The sequence below is a fragment of the Pseudomonas abietaniphila genome (genome assembly GCF_039697315.1).
In the GTDB taxonomy this organism is placed as follows: domain Bacteria; phylum Pseudomonadota; class Gammaproteobacteria; order Pseudomonadales; family Pseudomonadaceae; genus Aquipseudomonas; species Aquipseudomonas abietaniphila_B.
Genome location: NZ_CP155619.1, coordinates 1,862,961 through 1,884,494, shown reverse-complemented (window position 1 = coordinate 1,884,494; position 21,534 = coordinate 1,862,961). Strand labels below are relative to the sequence as shown.

Annotated in this window: 13 protein-coding genes; 4 read left to right on the top strand and 9 right to left on the bottom strand. The window is 55.0% G+C overall.

What is annotated here, in order from left to right:
- Window positions 1-202 precede the first annotated feature (202 nt).
- Window positions 203-1,324, top strand: a complete 1,122-nt coding sequence (locus ABDX87_RS08330; protein WP_346832450.1) for a GGDEF domain-containing protein — start codon at window positions 203-205, stop codon at window positions 1,322-1,324.
- Entirely contained in the window at window positions 1,317-2,246 is a 930-nt protein-coding gene (locus ABDX87_RS08325; RefSeq protein ID WP_346833463.1) for an iron-sulfur-binding ferredoxin reductase, read from the top strand. Before ABDX87_RS08330 ends, ABDX87_RS08325 begins: the two co-directional genes overlap by 8 nt.
- 181 nt (window positions 2,247-2,427) lie before the next feature.
- Here the strand turns inward: ABDX87_RS08325 and pyk are convergent, their stop codons facing one another.
- Window positions 2,428-3,879 (bottom strand): pyruvate kinase, encoded by a 1,452-nt coding sequence (gene pyk / locus ABDX87_RS08320; protein ID WP_346832449.1) that lies wholly within the window; start codon window positions 3,877-3,879, stop codon window positions 2,428-2,430.
- Window positions 3,880-4,057: 178 nt separating this feature from the next.
- Here pyk and ABDX87_RS08315 point away from each other — a divergent pair, with 178 nt between their 5' ends.
- Window positions 4,058-4,432, top strand: coding sequence for a tetratricopeptide repeat protein (locus ABDX87_RS08315; RefSeq protein WP_346832448.1), 375 nt, complete (start codon window positions 4,058-4,060; stop codon window positions 4,430-4,432).
- A 317-nt stretch (window positions 4,433-4,749) separates the two neighbouring features.
- Window positions 4,750-5,109, top strand: coding sequence for a PilZ domain-containing protein (locus ABDX87_RS08310; RefSeq protein WP_346832447.1), 360 nt, complete (start codon window positions 4,750-4,752; stop codon window positions 5,107-5,109).
- 12 nt (window positions 5,110-5,121) lie between these two features.
- On the opposite strand, the gene ABDX87_RS08305 is transcribed toward ABDX87_RS08310, so the two are convergent.
- From ABDX87_RS08305 to ABDX87_RS08270, 8 genes are all read right to left on the bottom strand, one after another.
- A complete protein-coding gene (locus ABDX87_RS08305; protein ID WP_346832446.1) occupies window positions 5,122-6,477 on the bottom strand; it encodes a DUF58 domain-containing protein in 1,356 nt (451 codons plus the stop codon).
- Window positions 6,474-7,598: an AAA family ATPase gene (locus ABDX87_RS08300; protein ID WP_431061216.1), complete on the bottom strand. Its 1,125-nt coding sequence runs from the start codon at window positions 7,596-7,598 to the stop codon at window positions 6,474-6,476. Before ABDX87_RS08300 ends, ABDX87_RS08305 begins: the two co-directional genes overlap by 4 nt.
- A 392-nt stretch (window positions 7,599-7,990) precedes the next feature.
- The gene (locus ABDX87_RS08295; protein WP_346832444.1) at window positions 7,991-9,853 is read right to left on the bottom strand and encodes a hypothetical protein; all 1,863 of its coding nucleotides are present in this window, start codon (window positions 9,851-9,853) and stop codon (window positions 7,991-7,993) included.
- Window positions 9,843-15,653, bottom strand: coding sequence for a hypothetical protein (locus tag ABDX87_RS08290; protein ID WP_346832443.1), 5,811 nt, complete (start codon window positions 15,651-15,653; stop codon window positions 9,843-9,845). The genes ABDX87_RS08295 and ABDX87_RS08290 overlap by 11 nt, the downstream gene beginning before the upstream one ends.
- 1,249 nt (window positions 15,654-16,902) lie before the next feature.
- Window positions 16,903-18,120, bottom strand: a complete 1,218-nt coding sequence (locus ABDX87_RS08285; RefSeq protein WP_346832442.1) for a DUF4350 domain-containing protein — start codon at window positions 18,118-18,120, stop codon at window positions 16,903-16,905.
- Window positions 18,117-19,709 carry a DUF4129 domain-containing protein gene (locus ABDX87_RS08280; RefSeq protein WP_346832441.1) on the bottom strand — a complete coding sequence of 531 codons (1,593 nt, stop codon included), beginning with the start codon at window positions 19,707-19,709 and terminating at the stop codon, window positions 18,117-18,119. The genes ABDX87_RS08285 and ABDX87_RS08280 overlap by 4 nt, the downstream gene beginning before the upstream one ends.
- Window positions 19,696-20,676 carry a stage II sporulation protein M gene (locus ABDX87_RS08275; protein WP_346832440.1) on the bottom strand — a complete coding sequence of 327 codons (981 nt, stop codon included), beginning with the start codon at window positions 20,674-20,676 and terminating at the stop codon, window positions 19,696-19,698. The genes ABDX87_RS08280 and ABDX87_RS08275 overlap by 14 nt, the downstream gene beginning before the upstream one ends.
- Window positions 20,677-20,689: 13 nt before the next feature.
- Window positions 20,690-21,427, bottom strand: a complete 738-nt coding sequence (locus ABDX87_RS08270) for an RDD family protein (protein ID WP_346832439.1) — start codon at window positions 21,425-21,427, stop codon at window positions 20,690-20,692.
- Between the last annotated feature and the right edge of the window lie 107 nt (window positions 21,428-21,534).

Here is a 21,534-nt window from a genome sequence, read left to right as displayed (position 1 = left end):
AACCGGACTTTGCAGCCGATTGACCTTCAGCGCGCCAGATCCCTGCGATTGAATGGCAAGCCCTTTGCCTCGACGGACGCGTTGGCGAAACGCCCGGTTTCCTCTACATTGCAACCTTCCCGGATGAATGAAGCGACCGCTGCCCCTTCGGCCAGCGGTGGGATCCAGGCCCTTGTGGCCGGACAGGACGAACCCTCACACGATGACGACCCAGCCTCCTATAGATGGATCTATCCAGCGCTTGCGACTCAAGCGTTTTGCTTTGGCTGCCGGCACCTACGTGTTGCTGATTGCGCTCATGTGGGTGGCGTTCTGCGCCGGTTATTACCATGCGACGTTCTTCGGTGTGTGGCTGACCAGCGTGGCCGTGCTGCTGTCTCAGGGCGCGCTGAGCCTGGTGTTTTTCGGCGGACTCAACAACCGGTTCAAAGACCCCAGCCTGACCGAATTTCAGGTGCTGATGGGACTCGGCTGGGAAACGTTCCTGCTGGCCCATCTGGATTCCGCACGCGGCACCTTCCTGGTGCTGTATGTGCTGGTGTTGCTGTTCGGCCTGTTCCATCTCCCGCCCAAGGTGTTCACGCGTTGCGCCGTGCTTGCCTTGTTGGGGTTTACCGGCATCAACCTGTGGGATGCCTTTAGCGGCCAGCTCAATGACCCAGGCCTGGCCGCGCTTCAGACCTGCTCGTTGTTCATCGTGCTGGGCTGGTTGTGCATGTACGCGGGGTTCGTGCAGCGCTCGCGGCAGCGCATGCATCAGCGTCGGATCACCTTGCAGGCGCATCAGGAAACCTTGCGCGGTATGATGTTTCAGCTCGAAGAACTGGCGTCGACCGATGAGTTGACCAATCTGTACAATCGCCGGCATTTCTTGCGTCTGGCCACCCGTGAGCTTGAAACCATGGATGGCAACTACACCGGCGGTCTTGCCCTGATCGACCTGGACCATTTCAAGCGGGTCAACGATCTGCTGGGGCATGCGGCGGGCGATCGGGTGTTGCAGGTGTTCGCGGCCACCGCCAGCGACTGCCTGCGTTCGGATGACATTCTGGCGCGCTATGGTGGAGAGGAGTTTGTGTTGCTGATTCCGCGTTGCACCCGTGCGCAACTGGTCGAATGCTGCGAACGCGTGCGTGAGGCGTTTGCAGGCGTGGTCATTCCCGATCTGCCGGGCCTGGAGCTGAGTCTCTCGGTCGGCATGACCCTGATCGAGCGCGACGACGACATGGATCGCGCCTTGCAGCGTGCCGACCACGCGTTGTATCGGGCCAAACACCACGGCCGGAACTGCTGCCATGGTGCTTGGGATTACGCCGATGCCTGAGTTGCGCGCAGGCGACCGGCAGTGGTCCGTCGTCCCCGGTTCCAACCTGCTTGATGCCTTGAACAGCGCTGGCCTGGCAGTCCCTTTCAGTTGCCGTGCGGGCAGTTGTCACGCCTGCCTGGTGCGTTGCGTTGACGGTGAGCCGCTGGACGCCCTTCCTGAAGCACTCGACGCCAGCAAGCGTGAGCAGGGCTGGCGCTTGTCGTGTCAGTGCCGAGTGGTCGATGACCTGCGTGTCGAAATCTTCGACCCGTTGCGCGATGGCTTGCCTGCCAGGGTCATGCGTTGTGACGGGGTCGGTTCGTCGGTGCTGCGTCTGCGTCTGGAGCCTGAGCGCCCGTTGCGCTATCGCGCGGGTCAGCATCTGGTGCTCTGGACCGATACCGGCATCGCGCGCCCTTACTCGCTGGCGAGTCTGCCGGGCGAGGATCCGTTTCTCGAATTTCATATCGATTGTCGCCACCCCGGGGCTTTCGTCGACGTCGCGCGCACGCTCAAGGTCGGTGACGCCATTCGATTGGGCGAGTTGCGCGGCGGTGCCCTGCATTACGATCCTGACTGGCAGGAGCGACCGCTGTGGCTGCTGGCGAGTGGCACTGGCCTGGGGCCGCTGTGGGGCGTGCTGCGCGAGGCATTGCGTCAACAACACCAAGGGCCGATTCGGGTGATGCATGTGGCGCATGAACATTACCTTGCGGCTGAGTTGCGGGCGCTGGCGGTCGAGCATCCGCATCTGCAGGTGGAGTTGATCGACGCAGCGGATGTTCAGGCGGCGCTTTCCGGTTTGCGCGTCAGCTCCCGGCAAACCGTTGCACTGGTGTGCGGATCGCCAGTGAGTGTCGAGGCTTTTTCCAAGCGCCTGTACATTGCAGGACTGCCTCGCAGCCAACTGTTGGCGGATGTCTTCATGGAAAAGGCCTGATGAACGCAACCGGGATCGCATTGGCAGGGTTTACTACCGCTGCGCGCCAGATCGTAGGCAAGTGCGCGCCTACAGGTTCGGTCGGATAAATCGCCGATACCGTCAGATCGCCTCCGCAGTCGCGCACAAAAAAGCCCCGGTCTCTCACGAGGGCCGGGGCTTTTGCTATCGCTGCAGCGTCTTAAACGAGCGGGTCGCCGACATGCAGGATCTTCATGCCGTTGGTGCCACCGATGGTGTGGTAGCTGTCACCCTTGGTCAGGATGACCCAGTCGCCTTGCTCGACCAGACCGCGCTTGAGCAGCTCGTCCACGGCGGCCTGGCTGACCTGACCCGCAGGCAGCGAAGCCGGGTCGAACGGGATGGTGTAGACGCCACGGAACATCGCCGCGCGCGCCTGGGTGTTGCGGTGCGGGGAGAACGCGTAGATCGGCACCGAGGAGCGGATGCGCGACATGATCAGCGGGGTGTAGCCGCTTTCGGTCAGTGCGATGATCGCTTTCACCCCAGGGAAGTGGTTGGCGGTGTACATGGCGGCCAGCGCGATGCTCTCGTCGCAACGGGTGAACGAATGACCGATGCGGTGGCTGGAGGTCTTGCCGGTCGGGTGACGCTCGGCGCCGACGCAGATACGCGCCATGGCTTCAACGGCTTCGACAGGGTAGGAACCGGCAGCACTTTCAGCGGACAGCATCACGGCGTCGGTGTAGTCGAGCACGGCGTTGGCCACGTCGGACACTTCGGCACGGGTTGGCATCGGGCTTGAAATCATTGATTCCATCATCTGCGTGGCCACGATCACCGCTTTGTTATGGCGACGTGCGTGCAGGATGATTTTCTTCTGGATGCCGACCAGTTCTGCGTCGCCGATTTCCACGCCCAGGTCGCCACGGGCAACCATGACCGCGTCACTGGCACGGATCAGCGCGTCGAGGGTTTCGTCGTCGGCCACGGCTTCGGCGCGTTCGATCTTCGCCACCAGCCAGGCGGTGCCGCCGGATTCGTCACGCAGTTTGCGAGCGTATTCCATGTCGGCGGCGTCGCGCGGGAAGGAAACGGCCAGGTAATCCAGGTCCATTTCTGCCGCGAGCTTGATGTCTTGCTTGTCTTTTTCAGTCAGCGCCGGTGCCGTCAGGCCACCACCGCGACGGTTGATGCCTTTGTGGTCGGACAGCGGGCCGCCGATGGTCACGGTGCAGTGCAGGGCGTCAGCGGTTTGCGTGTCCACGCGCATGACCACGCGTCCGTCGTCGAGCAGCAGTTCGTCGCCTACGCCGCAATCCTTGACCAGATCGGGATAGTCGATGCCGACGATTTCCTGGGTACCTTCCGTCAGAGGATGGCTGGTGGAGAAGGTGAACTTGTCACCGACTTTCAGCTCGATCTTCTTGTTGGCGAATTTGGCGATACGAATTTTCGGGCCTTGCAGGTCACCCAGCAACGCGACGAAGCGGCCGTTCTTGGCGGCGATGTCGCGGATCAGCTTCGCGCGAGCCTTGTGCTCGTCGGGCGTGCCGTGGGAGAAGTTCAGGCGGGCAACGTCCAGCCCGGCAAGAATCAGCTTCTCGATGACTTCGGGCGAATTACTGGCAGGGCCAAGTGTGGCTACGATTTTGGTGCGACGAACGGACATGCACAAACTCCTTAAATGAAGCGCAGCGAGAGGCTACTACTGTATTGGCCTGTAGTCATTGTTCCTTTGCACTACCTTGCCGCGTTACGACTGGGCAATCGGCAGACCGGCGGCCGATAAATCGACCTTGAAGAAATGCCGCGATGCGCCGATACAATGCAGAGCACAGGAGACTCTCATGCGAATCGTGATGATATTAGTGGCGCTGGCGGCGCTGAGCGGTTGCACCCGCTGGGCAATGAACAGCCATCTGGACAATGCCAACCGCGCGTACGCCAAGGGCGACTGCGATGCGGTGATGTATAACCTGTCGAAAGTGGACCGCGAAAGCCGGTCGCGTCGATATGTTCAACCCGAAGTGTCCATGTTGCGCGGCCAGTGCCTGGAACGCCAGAAACTCTACGTCGATGCAGTGCAGACCTATCAGTTCATCATTTCCAATTATCCGTCCAGTGAGTACGCCTACCGGGCGCAGGCCCGTCTGGACACGCTGCATCAATTGGGACACGACAATCTGGCACCGCCTGCCGTCCCGCGACCTGCTTCACTGTAGTTACACCCGAATGGATGGGCGGTCCCTTTTTCGGGTGGATGTTGCGTCAGCTTGAGCTAGTCTGGAAAAACATAGGGACCTAAGCTTTCATCACAGGAGTGAGCGAAGGGCACTCTGGTTATAGAAACGCGGGCGTTATCGCGAATTCGAATAATCGGATGAGTGACTTCGGTTATGGCTGGTGAGTCAGATGACCTCCCTGTTGTAATGAACAGGTGGATTCGATTGCGTACGTCGTCTTGGCAGTTTCACGTGCGACCGAATCTCAATGCACTAGCGCGACCATGCTCAATGGTCATTCCAGGGCGTGTCCAACAATGCTCAACGAAAGACGAATCGAGCGTCACCAGTTACCGTATTACCTGCAGGTGTTTAACCGGTACAACGACAAACCGTTGGGGTGCCTGGGTAACGTCTCGGAACAGGGCCTGATGCTGATCAGCGATCTGCCGATTCTCGTCGGCGCAGATTTTCAGCTGCGTTTAAAGGTGCCGGACGGGAAGGGCGGCCTTTACAACATCGACATCAACGCCAGTTGTCTGTGGTGCCAGGAAGATGAAACGCCGCGCGTTTACGACTCTGGTTTCAGACTGCAGGCGGCGCCTCCCGAGTATTTCCACCTGATTCAGGCCTTGCAGCGTTACTTCAGTTTTTACCCGCTGGAAGCGTCGGCCTGATCGCGGCACCTTTCACAAGGTGCCGGCTTTCTTCCAGCCCAGATAGCGACTCACCAACTGCGGCCCCAGTTCGCCGGGGCGCACATCCAGCACCGGTATGCCATGAGCGTTCAAACGCTCATGCAGACCCGCCCGCGCGTTCAGAAAGTCCACCGTCCCGCAGTAATCGAGCGCTTCCTGCCAGGTCTGCACCGGAGCCTGACGCCGCTCATCCAGTACGTCTTCGCGAAGGCTGGCGACCAACACCCGATGATGGCGGCTCAGTTGTTTGACGGCGCCGAGTAAATCTTCATCATCTTCATCGCGCAGGTTGGTGACCAGCACCACCAGCGCGCGGCGTTTTTGCCTGATCAACAGCTGCCGGATGGCCGCACTGTAGTCGGCGGGATGCTGAGTGCTGTCCAGGTCATACACGTGGTTGAGCAGCACATTCAACTGCGCCGCGCCTTTAACGGGCGACAAGTGGCGATTCTGCTCGGCGGCAAACGTCGACACACCCACGGCATCGCCCTGACGCAGCGCGACATAACCCAGCAGCAGGCAGGCATTGAGGGCGTGATCGAAATGCGTCAGCTCGCCATCCTGGCTGCGCATCCGGCGTCCGCAGTCGAGCAGGAAAACAATCTGTTGATCGCGCTCATCCTGATATTCCCGGGCAATCGGCATGCGTTGACGTGCCGTGGCTTTCCAGTCGATCTGCCGCAGGCTGTCGCCTTCGCGAAACTCACGCAGCTGGTTGAATTCAAGACCCAGCCCCCGGCGCTGGCGCTGACGAATGCCGATCTGGCTCAGCCAGTTATCCACCGCCAGTAATTGTCCGTTGTGCAACCGTGCGAAGTCCGGGTAGACCCGCGCCGAGTCCATGACGGGCAGGTAGCGTCGCGAGGTCCACAAGCGCAGCGGGCTGCGGAGCTGGATTTCGATCCGTTCGAAGGTGAAATGGCCCCGGCTTGTCGGGCGCAGCCGGTAGGTCAACTGCGACTTGCGTTGGGGACGCAGCATCATTTCCTGCGGCAGGTTGTCGACCTCGAAACGATTGCCCGGACCCTCAGGCCCATGATCAAACACGGTCATCGGCAGGGAGCGCAGTGACTGATGCTCGATGTCGATGCGCACGTCGCTCCAGCGGCCGAGCGCCAGGCTGCCGGGCAGTTGGCGTTGCAGGCGTGGCGACGGCAAACGCCCGACCCAGAATGCATCCAGTGCGGCCAGTGCGCCGATCACGCAGAGCAGCGCCCAGAACAGCCCGTCGAGTTTCACCGTCGGGCCGCGGCCCAACGACTGAAGAATGCCCAGCATCACGGCGAAGCCTGCCAGCACGGCGAGCCACCAGAGCAACCGGGTCGACGGCTTGAGCAGTTGCTTCATTGGCGCGGCGCCGGAACCTGATCGAGCAACTGCTTGAGCACTTGATCCACCGACATGCCCTCGATGTCGAGCTCGGGCGATAACCTTACACGGTGGCGCAGGACCGCCAGCGCGCAGCCCTTGATGTCGTCAGGAATCACAAACTCGCCACCGCGCAACAGCGCCCGGGCACGTCCGCCACGGACCAGTGCAATCGAGGCGCGAGGGCCTGCACCGAGCGTCAGACCTGGCCACGTACGCGTGGCGCGAGCCAGACGCACCGCATAGTCGAGCACCTGTTCGTCCACCGGCAAGTCGCTGGCGATGCGTTGCAGCGCTTGCACATCCTTGGCCTGCATCAACGTGCGCAGCGGCTGGACGTCCAGCATGTCCGAGCGCGTCGATCGCGTCACCTGACGCACCATGTCCAGTTCCTGCTCGGCCTGTGGATAATCCATCCGCAGCTTGAGCATGAAGCGGTCCAGCTCGGCTTCGGGCAGCGGGTAAGTGCCTTCCTGTTCGATCGGATTCTGGGTCGCCAGCACCATGAACGGCTGCGGCACGGGCAGGGCGCGGCCTTCGAGGGTGACCTGACGCTCCTGCATCGCTTCGAGCAGCGCCGCCTGGGTCTTGGCCGGGGCGCGGTTGATCTCGTCAGCCAGCAACAGGTTAGTGAACAAGGGGCCTTTGCGCAGTTTGAATTGCTCGGTCTGCATGTCGTAGACCGCATGCCCGGTGACGTCGCTGGGCATCAAGTCGGGCGTGAACTGAATGCGTGCAAACTCGCCGCCGAAGCAGCGGGCGAGGGCGCGCACCAACAAGGTTTTTCCAAGGCCGGGAACGCCCTCCAGCAAGACATGGCCGCCACCGATCAACGCAGTCAGCACATCGTCGATGACCGCGTCCTGGCCGATTACCGCCTTCTGCAACTCATGGCGAACGGCTTGAGCCAGGTGGATGGCCCGCTGGCGTTGCTGCGCAGGGTTGCTGGCCGGCGCAGCATGCGGAGCGGCGTCTTTTTGGTCGATGCCGGGCTGTTCGGGGGATTCTGCCGGGTTTGCTACGCTGCTCGACGGTTCGGTCGGGTGATCGCTCACAATTTCCGGAGCCCAGCTAACTGTTAAATCTATATTTTTTTTCATAAATCAACAGGTTACCTAATTTAACTGCTTTTTTAGGACGTCCGCTTTCTGACGAGTGGGCGATCCTCGGGATCAACAACCTCTGATTCCCGATGAGAAAGGGTCTGAGTGGAGGCTGATGCCTCATATCGAACGCGTAGATAATGTAACCCATAAAGATTTGTAGATGTTCGTGAAAATCGCGATGCATGACAGCTACAGCTATAATTAACCCCATTACCTAGAATTCTAAGTTAATGAGCCCCGCGCTTTAGTAGCTCGCTGGGTTAAATAAGTCATAGAACATCTCAGCTGAAAACTAAAGTGTGCCACAGATAGAGATTTAGCGGTCCAGACCTCAGCTACGCTAATGCAACGACGGATGAGATCTGGACTCAAAAAACATTAACGCATCAGGCGTTCGGTACAATATGATCGATCATTTTTCCCACCATCAATCCAGGCTCTTGAAGCCAGGAGCTTGAAGAGCCAGGGTAAATACATTGGAACGCACGCTCTATCAAAGCATAACAAAAATCAAGATATTCCCGAGTTTTCGCTTCTTGAGCAAAGGCTGTGCTATGGACTTGTCCCTTTCGAACTTCGTAAAATTGCTCGAACTTGTCGATGTCCTCATAATTGCGGATGAATTGAGTTGAAGTATCAATATCTTTGGTCCTAAAGGCAGCTAAATAAAGCAGCTCTACAAAACCCAAAGGGTTAGACGTGCAATTAATTGTAATAGACTTTCGCGAAAACTGCTTAACTTCTTCCTTTTCTTCGGGGATCAAGCCTTCAAAATTCCAAAATTGGATACCCAAAACGTAATATGCGTATATTTGCAAAATTGCTTCTGGTTGGGTAACGATGGATTGGAGAGCAAGATATGGATCCAGCATAGACGTCGACTGTAGGCGTAGCTTTAGTAAATGAAAAAACGGTAAAATTTCTTCTCGAGTGTAATGTTGACAAAGGTAATTTTCTATTCTCACATCTTTGTTGTTTTGGACTTCGCGGGAAAAGGCATCTAGCATCGATACTAAGGGTCTCCATGCTAATATGTTTTGAAGCGTCAAACCTTCAGACTCAACCTGCTGACGGCTAGCATCTAGTAGAAAAAGTATGCGGTTCGCCTGATGCCAGTGGGCGCCCTCGAGAAAAAGTTTTTGAGTTAGTGAGGAGAACTCATTTACAAGCTTGACTGCCGCCCATTTATGGGAACTATGCTCGTCCGTTTCTATTAAAATGTCGAGTATAGGTACAGCTTGGTTATACTTTTTTGCCTCTATCAACGCACGCAGACCTTTTGTAAAGCTTGGGTCCGAATGTCTCGCTAGGACAAACACAGAAGCCCAAGCCAGCATTCTGCAATTCAATTTGAACGTTTTATCTAGAATTATATCAGCCCAGTCATGATGTCTAAGGTTTATCGCGCTTCCAACGCACAGCTGAGGGTCGAGCAAATTTACCACGGATTTCTTATAAACGTGCGATAGGTTTTGAGGATCTAACCACCTCACCAGCCGCTCGCAAAGTTCAAACGAGCGACTTCGAATATACATTGTGGCACCGTTGGTATTTTTCCCCTCGAGATCCGGTAAAAGCCGATCTACGAGCTCCACCATCCCAGCTGTCGCGCTGAAGAGCACATCCGCAATACCTTGATTTAATTTATAGGTTGCAGACTTATCTCTCAACTCAGCTAGAGAGTAGCCCTTAAGTAGCTTATGGCTATGTCCTTGGCCCCAGTCGGATTGCAAAAATGGAGCTTTCTCCTTTTCGATGGCGTCCCACCTCTGCCGTAGTACGTCGAGCGACACCGGCAATTCAACAACAGTCTTAAGATTGTACTCATGTTCCAAATTGCGCAGATGTATGCCAATCTCTTCTCCAAGCTTTTTTAAGGCTTCATGAAATCGTTGAATAATTATTACAGGGATCTTTCCCGCATCTACAAGTCGAGCGACCGCAAAATTCATAACTTCAAGGGGGTCGTCGGAGGAACTCTCACTCACTGATCCAAGAACTCCCCATTTAACGGCCACACGCTTAGCGAACAGCAAATCGTTATGAAAGTCACGGTTGTCAAGTCTGGCGATAGCAAGTAACTCAGCGTCTTTTCTGATAATGCGGTGAATGTTGGAAGGCGACGTTAGTTCCGCAAAGAAGAGGTTGCTGCCGCTCATAGGGGGAGCGATGACTACATAGTTACTCGTCGGTTTCAGCCATGATCGTATTATCTCTTCAGCAAGAAGCTTGTGCGAATTAATGTTCATTCTGCGCTTCCTCTATTCCATAGTTGGAAAGTTCATGGTCGATGGTCGCCCAAAATCGTCCAGAAGACTTTCTAAGGGTTTCTCCCAAGATAGGAATGACAAAATCCATTTCGGGAGCGCTGTCATTCTCTATTAGCCGAATTAGACCTAACCCGATGCAGATGTCAATTCCTCTTTCAATGGTGGGTTTGGTGAGGAAGTACTTATAGACAAGTTTGCTTTCTTTAGACGCCAACTTGCCTCGATACGTTCTGTGACCACTAACGGGGCTATGGATCTCTGCGAACGCATATAGTACCGCTTGCGCGACAATTCCATCAAAATTACGTTGAAGAGTAATTGTCGTTCTTAAATCATCAGAGCCAGGCTCACCTCCCATATCGTCTAACTTAGGTATGCCCGTTTCACGGGCTAGAAGTGCACGCAGACCGTCGTTGATGTCGCTTTTTAAAATGTGCGACTGCTTGGCAACTGCAAAAGTGGCGCCCGCAACTAGCTTCATGTAATAGGGGATGCCAGCGCATATCCAAATGAGGTGCTCTAAAGCCTCCTTGGGCATCACATGACGCGATTTTATCCTCGCAGGCTCAACGATCTGTCTAGAGTGAGCCTCTAGTAGATCTGTCTTACATGAAAACGGCGTTAACTCCATGTGGTCGATGCTGTTATAAAAAGGCGATTCAGCATTGGATATAAACACCTGTTTTGATGCGGAAGATCCGGCAAAAACAATTCCTACATCGCGCCTGTCAGAGATAGCGAGTCTGATCTGCCACAGAATATCCGTTGCAACCTTCTTTTTGTCGTCGCTATCGAAGTACATCGAGGCGAATCGGTCTATCTCATCGATAAGGAAAATTATTCGAGAGGCTTCTGAGTGTCCATTCAGTAGCCGGTCTGAGATATGACATAGAAATGTCCCCGCATCTGAGTCGTAGGGCAAATCCCGCCCAATTAACTCAAAGTCGGGATACAGTTCCCTAAGCTCTTTGTTTGGGTTCAAAGTGCGAATGCGCTTCCAAACCCACTTGTTAAACATCGTGATGTCAGAAATGGACTCGTCTAGAGTCAGGTATACAACTAGGCTGTCGCGATTAGCCTTATGGGAAAACTCATCTAGAATCCTGAACAACATCGTCGTCTTGCCGGAGCGCCGCGGACTTGATATCCATAGGCTGCGTACTGTCCTGCTACTAAATAGAGCTTTCTCTATCTTGCGCTCATCAGCGACACGAGGAACATACCGAGGACCACGCATTTGTTGGGCAGGGAAATGGTCAAATGCTTCCTCTATTTCATCAGAAGTCAGTGGATTGAACTCTTCACTGCCATCAATTGTAAAGTCCAAACGCTGGTCAAATTTCGACTTGATTCCTTTTAGCGATGTCGCAACGCACTGAAGCTCAACTGAAAATATTTCAGCGCGCTCGTCAAGTAATAGAAACTCTTGAACGATAGATATTTCAGACAGGAATGGCCCATCGAGAGTTAGCGCTGTCAAGGCTCCAGGGAAGCGGATCGGAGCCGTCGGTGGAAGAGTGATTACTAGTCGATCAGGGCTGTCCGATTTTCTCGGCGATAGGCGAATAACTGCGAACAACTGCCCGTCACTTCTTCGTTGCAGACCGGAAGTTACAGACAAGATAGCCGGTAAGTCAGATTGACCAACCGACTGTTTCTGAATCATTTCAACGAAGAGTTGGAATGGTTTTGAAGGTATGCTTTGCTTCAAGTCTAGAAAACCCTGAATAAGATCGGGGATTCCATTTTTCAACGCAACATCTGCTGCGTTTGCAAGCGCTTCCGCTTTACGCTGTTCAATATCTATTGGCTGAGAGATCAGGCAATTTGCTAACGTTCTTGGTGCGTGAAGCATCCAAGCCAGATACATAAATGTTGACCGTGCTTCCGCTTGCTTAGAGTCGCCGGTGAATGATTCCCACAGCGCTCTTGTGGCCAATGATTCAAAGCCGCTCCCGACACTAAAGACCTCTGAAAACTCTCTTTCAAACTTCCGCGCCACGTCTATGAGAAGAACGATTTTTTGAAGGCTGTCATAAACTGGTGCGATGGCAGTGCCTGGAGCTAGGGCGCACGCGAAAAGCTGAATAAATCCTAGCGAGAGGGTTGTTAAAGAAGACTTGGGGCTTCTATCGGTTAGTATGCTTTTTACTATTGGCAGCTCACTATCTTTCCGAAAAAGACTCATGACGGAGGCGTATTGAGGGATCCCAAAAGCGGTACTATCGTTAAGTAATGTTGCTATTGCCCATGTCTCAACAGCTTCCCTAGAGGTGTAGTTGGATTGCGCTAAAGTATGCAGCGCCAGGTTTGCGGTCCTACTCCAATTTCGTGAATTGATGAGGGATGGCATGTCCGAGCTAGGGGCAATAAGCTCCGTGCCAATTTTAGCTTTCCTTGACATGTCAATCAGTATCGACCGAATGTCTTTATCTGGTGTAACACTTGGAGCATTAGCGACCTCTGTGCGTACCGCAATATCGACAGAGGGAGCCGGTGCTTGGACAGTAATCGACAGGCCGCGCTTGGTGAACTCGGATAGTATTAGATCTACACCTTCCTTACCTCTTTCGGAAATCTGTTGCCAAATCTCATCGGTCTCCACTAATAATGATAAGAGTAGTGAATTATCCGAAAATAGATCCTTCGCCCTTTCAATATTATACACTAGGGAAAGGGCAAGCAAATTCAATTGCCTTGCGTATGATGGCAATAACGTATGGCTTCTAGCGATTTCCTTTGCGAGAGGAGTAATAGCTTGATTAAGATAAAATGCGGCAGATTCCGAAGCGTCAGCGGAGGGCAGTGGGTTCGCTTGTTCTAAAGTATGTATACATGATTCTACTGCAGAAGCTAATCCTTTATCTGCGATGGATATAGACTGAATTTTGTTTAATACTTCGATGTGAGCCCGGCGGGGAAGATACTCTACCTCCAATGCGTGGAGAATATTAGTAAGCGCCTGCTCATCTAGATCATCGCGCTCTAAAACTCCGCCCAGCGATGTAATCTTTTTTATAATGATATTGCGGCGACTAGCTTGCTCTTTCTCATGTTCAAGCTCGAGAATGTACTGTTCGGCTTCGGAATACTCCTTGTCAAAATTATTCCACTCATGATTATCAAGGTACCCTTGTAGCTTGGCTATTATGCCAGTACTTTCCGTCTCGCCCATTCCGTCATACAATCTCGATAAGGCCAGCAATCTCACGCCTTGCCGACTTTCTAGATCTTCTACTTTTTTTTCAATCTTTCGATCCAATGCTGGAGGCAACTCTTCGTTGAGTTTATTTGCTAGCGAAGCATACGCCTCTAGCAAATCTTTGGACTCATAAAGTTCAGCAAGTTGTATAGGCTTGTTGAACCCGAAATCATACATCAGGGCGTCGGTGAACAGATCGTCGTAACTGGACTTCCCGTCCATACTATGGGTAAGTACACGGGGCAGAAAAGGATTGCTCTCAGTTAGATTTAATTCTTGTGTATTGCATGACTCCTGACTTCGTTGGTACATAACATAATTATTGTTTTGTTCACTTCGTGGCCTGGTCGCGGCTTCGAGCCAGGCTTGGATTGTTCTCGACTCAGAATCCTGGCATTTAAGCAATTCGCCTAGTGTTCTTTTAAGCTTTTTAGTAGCTCCACTGTCAGCGAATTCAGGAGGCTCGTCGCTACTTGCCTTGTAAAGTTTAATCCAAGCGTCGATTTCGTGCGTTTTTAAGCTAATTTGGTTTCGAATGAATTTGTTATATTCAGAGTTTTTCTTTAGGTGTTCCGGAATCTCTGATTTCCATTTGTCGAGGTATTCTTCGATGTCGAATTCGGACATCCATGAATTATAATCCTCAAGAAAAGTGACGACACCACCCTTTTCTAATGACTTGGCTAGATGACTAAATGTATCGTCATATGCTTCTCGCCATATGTGAGCATATGTGGTTTTTCCTCCCTTTCGTCTGAATGATAAAGTGTCTGCTAAATTAGCTACTAATGCTTCATTTGATGCGGTTCGATTTTGAATATGTGCACTTTGCACTCGCGCTGTAGCTGCGAGCAAAAGAATCTGATCGGTAGTCGAAGCATGGAAGCCAAAGCCGATGGAAGCTTCGTATGTTTGTCGAAAGAACATCTCGCATAGGTTGTTGCTTTGGCTAGAGATAACGTCCCTTAAAGGACTAGAGCTCCAACATACAAAGCCATCAACTCCCAGAGCTAAAGATTTGAAGTAAGCGTCTAGCTCGACTACTGCTAATATTACTTTCAGGTCAGGTTGCTTCTCGGAAATTTGTTCTATTTGGCCTAGTGACAGCCAGGACAGTATATCTAGCAGTTTTATAATTTCATCTTTGTCGTTACTTGCGACCTTTTTCTTGATGAGTTCGGAAAAGTCAAGATGAAGATCGTTGAAGCTGTTATGAACCATCAGTGCAAGTTTTACGCTGAGCTCTTCGCGCTGAATAAGAAGCCGGGCTACTGCAACCCAAGATCTATTGGTGATTGATTTGTCACCGAACGCGCTCCAGCTTAGATTAGACAGGTTTTCACGAACTCGCCTGTTAACCAGGAGGAGAGCTTCCTCCCCTTTGAGAACAATGTTCTGTAATTTTTCAAGCTCAACGCAAAAGCTATCAAGTTCGTTGAAGTTTGATATTTTTCGGGGTTCATATAGCCGTTGATGCGATTCGTTAGTTTGTTTGTTTAGTAGTATGCTGTCCAGGCGGGGAAGTAATATATCGACCTTCTGTCCCCAGTCGACGATTTCTTTGCTCCATCGATTGAATTCTAGAAGGCTCGCTTCAGCTTGGATATTGTATAGAGGTTTCGCGCCCAATACGGCTAACCGCTCCGATATTGCCGAATTCAAATATCTTTCGAGATTTTCTGCCTGGGTTATTGCATGATTAAAAGCGCTACGCGCATCATTCACAATATCCGAAATTCCTTCCAGACTCGTTATAGGGTCTTTTTCTTTCTGAAGCGACGTCACCTTGCTAACTAATAATTTATTGGAGACCTCGTATCGGCCAATCTCAATCTCGATCTTCTTCAGCAGGCTGCTAAATTCTGCAAAAAAAGGAGTTATTTGAGGGAGCCTTACTTCTAGCACTTTTTTCGCAGGCGAATTCAATTCAACTGACGTTTTGGTAATCAGATTGGCGGCCGGTTTAGTGTTTACATGCCAGATAGGCGTTTGAATAAGCTCAAGTAGCTCTATCTCACCGCTTCTCTCCAAGGATTCGTTAAGTCGTGGCCAGAAGTCGTACAGGCACTCTTCACTTGGATCTTCTGCATAACCACTTATACAACCGTCTCTGAGCGCCCAGAGGAACATTGCTGCCACTCGCCGGTCTGCTGATGATTCTCGTACTACTTTAACGAGAAGATCCATATTCTCTAGAATTGGGTATTTCTTTTTTCCATTACGAGTTTCGAAGAAGTCTTTAAGCTTCTCCGAGTCTAGCGCCAAATTGGGGTCTTTCAACTTCAAGAAGCTTTTAAGGCAATATGTAAATGTTGGAAATGAACCTTTTGGAAATTTTTCCCACTTCGTCAGAAAGCGTTTGTCCGCAATTAGTAAGGCCATACGCTCCATTGCATTAGCTTTGGAACTCAGAGGCGTTGAGCTTAGGGTGTTAATCACAGACCTAATGATTTTTCCACTTCTAGGCACGACACCAAGAATCTGGCTCAGCAGCACCTGATCAATATATCCTGAGTGGCTTTCAAGGGCGCGAGGAAGTTCGGCAACATATGTGGCACGTGGATTATCGATAGACATCTAAAGCCCCTGGGCGACAGGTAGTTTTGATCATTTTTATTGTATGCTGCATGGAGCTATCGTTACCAAGTTCGCTTCTCGTCACGGAGCGCGATTGTCGTGACGACCACCGGCTTCGGGGCGCACATGACCTGGAAACGGAAGGGAATGCCCGTACTTGGGAGAGAGAGGGTGCCGACATTTTTTCGTCCATGATAATTAGTCGGATAACATCTTAAAAAAAATCATCTGCGTCAAGCGTTTAATGGCTTTGTGATACTAGCCACCATTGCCCGCTTCTTGGACACGTCCCTAGTCTGCCGATGGGGCGCACTCTGGCAGATGGAGATCTTTCGCTGGGCATGGACTTGGTCGACTGCCGGCCCACCGATCATATCTCACAGTTCCTGGATACCTTCGCTGGACAAGGGATATGGGCGTTTCCCTTGGCACGGGGCTGCTCACAGCTTCCTCCAGCCTCGTCCGGGACGAAAACATACGCGACTGGAAAGGTAGCTAGTTCGTTACGACGCAAGCCTTTGCGCGCAGGGCCAACTGAATCATGGTGCGGTGGTGTGGATTATCTACCGCGGTCAAAAGCGACTTCGTCTCGGACATGCTCAGATATCCAGGCAGGGGGGGGGACGGCGCGGCATCACATCGTTCACCAAGGCTCTGCCACAACTCGCATCAACGTGTCTGAGGAAGCATGTTTCGCGCTTACCAGTCCGCTCCACATGACCGAACGGCAGGCGCTTAACCCAACCTTTTCCCAAGGCGAACTCGTGGAGCTTGCAGATGTACGTCAGCCGCTGGCGGGGGGTGTTGCGTGCCAATCCACACGTCACCAGACACTAGTCCCGATAGGCAGCAACAAGCCTCATCGCCTCACCACGATCTACGTCCCGCCAGTCAAGGTGATGGGCTTGTAGGAAGCTATAGAAGTCGTACAGCGCTCGTCTGGTATTCGGCCAGGATCTCTTCGAGCCGATCTCCCCACGGAGGAGGTAACGACGGAAGAATTGATTGGCCTGGGTACAGCTGTCCATCGAGTCCCACAGCAGAACAGGAAACCCTTGATAAGGTTGCCCTGCGATTACGAAATCCTCGCTGCCCCACACAAGCTACATCGTTCATCCCGTCGTTGGCCAATCACTATGTCACCCTGTCTGCTTGGGCTGTTTGATGGCTACGGCTACGCCTCTTCACTCCCCACGGACAGACCTAAGATTTTGATATCACTGTGATCTAACGACCGCAACGCTCCGCATCATAAGGCATTCCTGAGGGTTTGCAGGTAGGCAACCTGGCGGGTGAATTCGGTGCTGGACAGGCGCTCTTCAAGGCGCGGGCGCAGGGCCTGACCAATGTGCCGGGTCGGCTGGCGCGTCATGCGGGCCAGCAATTGCCACTGTTCGGTGACCGGTAACGTTTCGAAGCCGGGATGACGCTGTCGGGCGCGGCGCAGAATGTCCTGCTGCAGGGATCGTAGCAACGCGTGCTGACCTCGGCGGCGCAGCAGAAAGTCGGCGCTGGCGCGCAGGTGCTCGCTCAGCTGTCGACGGGCTCGCGAGGGTTCGGGCTGCAACGGTCCGTGGCGCATACCGGCGTGCCAGAGACCTGCACCGAGGCACAGCGCCAACGCCAGCAACGCCTGTGGGAAATACTTCCAGAGCAGCCCGAACAAATCGTCGTGATCGGTGCGCAGCAGGAAGGTCACGTCGCTGTCCTGGCTCAGGTACCACAGCAACCAGGCATTGTCGTATTTGCCGATGGCGCGGGTTTTCCACAAATCCGCGTCAGTGAGGATCGTGATCAGGCCGTTGCCGTACACCATCTGCAGCATGTGGGTGGCGTCGGCGCTGTTTGCCCAGGACTGTGCGTGGTCCTGTGGATCGTCCAGGTGAAAGGCCGGGTCGAAACTCATGTAGGCCGGGTCGTTTTCGTTTTGTACGTAGAGTCGGGTCAGTTCCGGCCAGGGCGTTTTTGGCGCCTCGATGTCCGGTGTGCTCAACGGGATGACGGGCTTGAGCTGCTCGCGTTCGCGCCGTCTGTCCTGTTCGCGCAAATCACGGGTGAGGAACTGATGGACCTGCAACTGATCGAGCAACAGGTCACCGCTGCGGCCTTTCTTTTCATCCCACAGCTGCTCGGCGACGAACAGCAGTCGCCCACCTGCACGGGTCCAGCTCAGCACCCGGGTGACATCGGCCGGGGTCATCTTCTCGCGTGTGTCCAGCAGCATCAGGGTCTGCGTTTGCTGGCGCGTATCAGGGAGGTTGTTGAGGGCTTGGGTGACGTTGACCGACACGCCTCGCTGACGCAAAAACGTTTCCGCGGCGAGGTACGGGTTGGCCCGCGCCTCAGGTGACGCGCCCTGGTCAACCACTTCCTCATAGTGCTCGATGCGTTTAAGCAGCGGTGCGCTGGCAATCGCGATGCACACCAGCACGATGGCGCCGATCAGCATCCCTGTGCGCCGGTTCATGCAGCGGCTCCCTTGGTGAACAGCCGCCGCCACTCGTCACACAGGGCTTGTTGCACATCCGCTTCGGGAAGCCGGTGACCGTAGGCCAGGTTTTGCCAGTGGCGCGTCAGTTCATGGCTGTAGGCGTGGAGCGGTGGCTGGTTCAGGGCGTCGACGCGCGCCAGCACCTGACCTTCGGTGTCGGCATTTTTCAGAGGCAGTTGATAGTCGGTCAGCAGGCGGTTGAGCAGGGCGCGGTAGAGCAGGCTGAGGGCTTCGCGCGGTGCGTGTGACCAGAGTTTTTCTGCGGCACTGGCGACGTCGTCCGGCAGGCTCTCGGCAGCCACCTGCAAGCCAAACAATTGTTGGGGTGTTGTGCGCGCAGCGGGTTTCTTGCGCTGCGCCCTGCTCACAAAGGTGCCGAACCAGGCGCGATAACGCCACACGACCCAGCCGGCCACCACGGCGATGACGGTCCACAGCAGCGCTTCGAAAACGCTCGACAGGGTTTTGCCTGCGTTCAGCAAACCCACGACCAGCTTCGCCAGCCATTGAGGGGAGTCGCCGGTCTTTGCGCTGTGCTTCTGGTCGGCGATTCGCCAGCCCGATACGGTTTTGGGGTTCTTGAAGGGCGGGCTGTCCAGCACGGCCTTGATGGCTTGTCGCGAGGCCTGGCTGGTCAGCGGCTGGTTGAGCAGACGCGCTGCGGCGGGGCCTGCCACCTGCTCGTCCGTCAAGGGGGAGTCCAGAGGCGGCAATGGGCAGCTGTAATTCGATTCGTCTGTGATCTCGGCTGCCATCGCGCTCGACGGCGACAGGCTGAACGCAAGCGAGAGGCCGATCAAGAGCGCGTAGGCACTGCCCATCACGCGCTGACGCAATTGGCGGAACGCCAGCTCGATGTCCCAGGCTTCCAGCGTCGTACGGCGATTGAGGTACAGGGCGAAACCGCACGAGACATACGTCGGGCCCCAGAACACCAGCACCAGCGCATAGAACGCATTGGTCAAATGTTCCAGCCAGTTCCATTGCCCTTCGATGTCCAGCAGGCTGCGCCACGACCAGTCCAGTTCGACCTGCTGGGGAATGAGCGCGTAGAACAGCAACATGGCGCCGACCCAGAGGCACATCTCCAGCGTGCTGCCCATGGACGTCAGACAGCGCGCGACGCGTCGGTCCTTCTGTCCCAACAGCGCGATGCGTTGTGCCCGTGGCAATCCGTTCAGGCCTTCAAGCTGTTGTACGGGCAGATAGAAGCTGCGGCTCAGGCTGAACCGGCGCCACGTCAGGCTGGCGAGCAATTGCGGTTTGAGTGCACGCGGCCAGGCCTTGAGTGCGGCTTTCAAGGATGGCGTTGTGCCGAACAGCGCCTGGGAGAGGATCAGCAACGGCAGCCGTTCATACGCGGGCTTGAGCCACCAGAACAGCAGCACCGCCACGCTGGGATAGTCCCAAAGCAACCCGCTGATCAGCGCGAAAATCGGCAACGTGATGATCGCCCAACTCGTCATCAACAGACGCCGATGCTGGCGCGCGAGCAGTACGCCGAGGTCGATGGCTTCCCATGGATTGCGCGGGCGAATTGCCACGCAGGCTTCAGTCAGGCGCATGAGAGGTGCGCCCGGCAAACAGCAGATAGGACGCGACCAACGCCCAGAGTGCGGCGCCCACCAGGTATTTGGTGGTGGGTTGCGGCCAGGTCATCGACGACCAGTAGGCTTCGATAAACGCGGCAATCAGCAGAAACAGCATCACGCCGCCGATCAGCCGGACGCTGGTTTTGGCGGCGATGCGCAGGGCTTCCCCACGCCGCATCGGACCGGGTGCGAGCAGTGCCCAGCCCAGTTTCAGGCCAGCGGCACCAGCCAGAGCAATGGCGGTCAATTCGAACGCGCCATGCCCCACCACGAACGGCCAGAACGTCTGGCCGAAGCCGACATCGGTGAGGTGACCTGCGACGGCGCCGATCATCAGCCCATTGAAGAACAGGAAAAACAGGCTGCCCAAGCCAAACAGCAACCCGCTGGCGAAGGTCTGAAAGGCAATGCCGATGTTGTGCATGATGTAGTAACCGAACATCAGCCAGTCGGTGCTCGAGGCGCGTTCTGCGGCCTGGCCGATACGACGTGCCGCGGGGTCGTACATCGACTCCATTTCGCTGACCTGAGCAGGACTGACCACGCTGTAGATCAGGTCCGGATACCCGTACACCAGCAGTCCCATGACGATCAGGCTGCCGAAGAACAGGACAAGGGCCAGCGTGACCAGCCGCCATTCGGCACGCACCAGGCGCGGGAAATCTGCCAGTACGAACGCCAGCAACTGGGCAGCGAACTGGCTGCGGTGGCGATACAGCTGTTGGTGGCCACGCATGGCGAGTTGTTGCAGCGGCTCGACCAGATGGCTGCTGTACCCGCGCTCTTGAGCCAGCGCCAGGTGCTGGCAGATTTGCCGGTACGCCTGCGTAAAACCGTCGCCTGCCTCGTGACGGCGCCGGCTGCGTTCCAGCGCGTCAAGCCGCTGGCTGAACTGCTGCCAGGCGTCTTGATGGTGTTGTTCGAACTGGCTTTGCTTCATGTCGAGCTTCGCTTCATGCCGACCCCGCCAGTGTGCGCGCGATACCGTTCAACTGACTCACCGCCTGTTGCGGTGGCGCATGGGAGGGCATCTGTAACGGTTCGACGAGTATCGACGCAAGCTCCTCGGCCCGCGCCGGCGCAAGCCCCGCCTGCCGCTCGGCGAAGGCCATTACGGCGCGTTGCTCCGGCAAGGTCAGCACCAACGGCGGCATCACGGGTGGCGCATCGGGCAGCGTCGGACGGGGTGTCGGTGCGTCGCGGTAAATCACCAGCGTTCCCGCCGCCAGATCGCCAAGGCGTTTGAACAGAGGATGTTGCAAGCAGGCAAACGCGCCGACGCTGTAACCGAACGGCAGCATGTCTACGAAGCGCAGCAGATTACGCAGCAGCGAGGCTGACCAGCCGACCGGCGTGCCGTCATCGTGGACCACGCGCAATCCCATGATCTGCTTGCCGGGTGTGCGTCCCTGATGCAGGACCTCGAACAGCACCATGTACCACCAGTTGATCAGGAACAGCACCAGCACGAACACGCCGGTGCCGAACTCGCCGAGTGCTCCCAGCAGAAAGAACAGTCCGGTCAGCAGCGCACCGCGAATCAACAGATCGATGCTGAAGGCCAGCGAGCGCGACAACAGTCCGGCAGGACGCAGCATCAGGTCGATGCCTTCCGGGGTTTCCATGCGGATACGGGTGTCCAGCGGGGCAGGCTGCGCAGCGATCCTTGGCCAAGCGTGCGAGGTGGACATTGTGGGGAGGGATACGCCTTGAAATAAAGTCTGATGCTAGCCACGCAGGGAGAGGTAAGCAACCTGCGCATAACCTCGTTACATCTGCCGCATCGATAGTGCGTCAG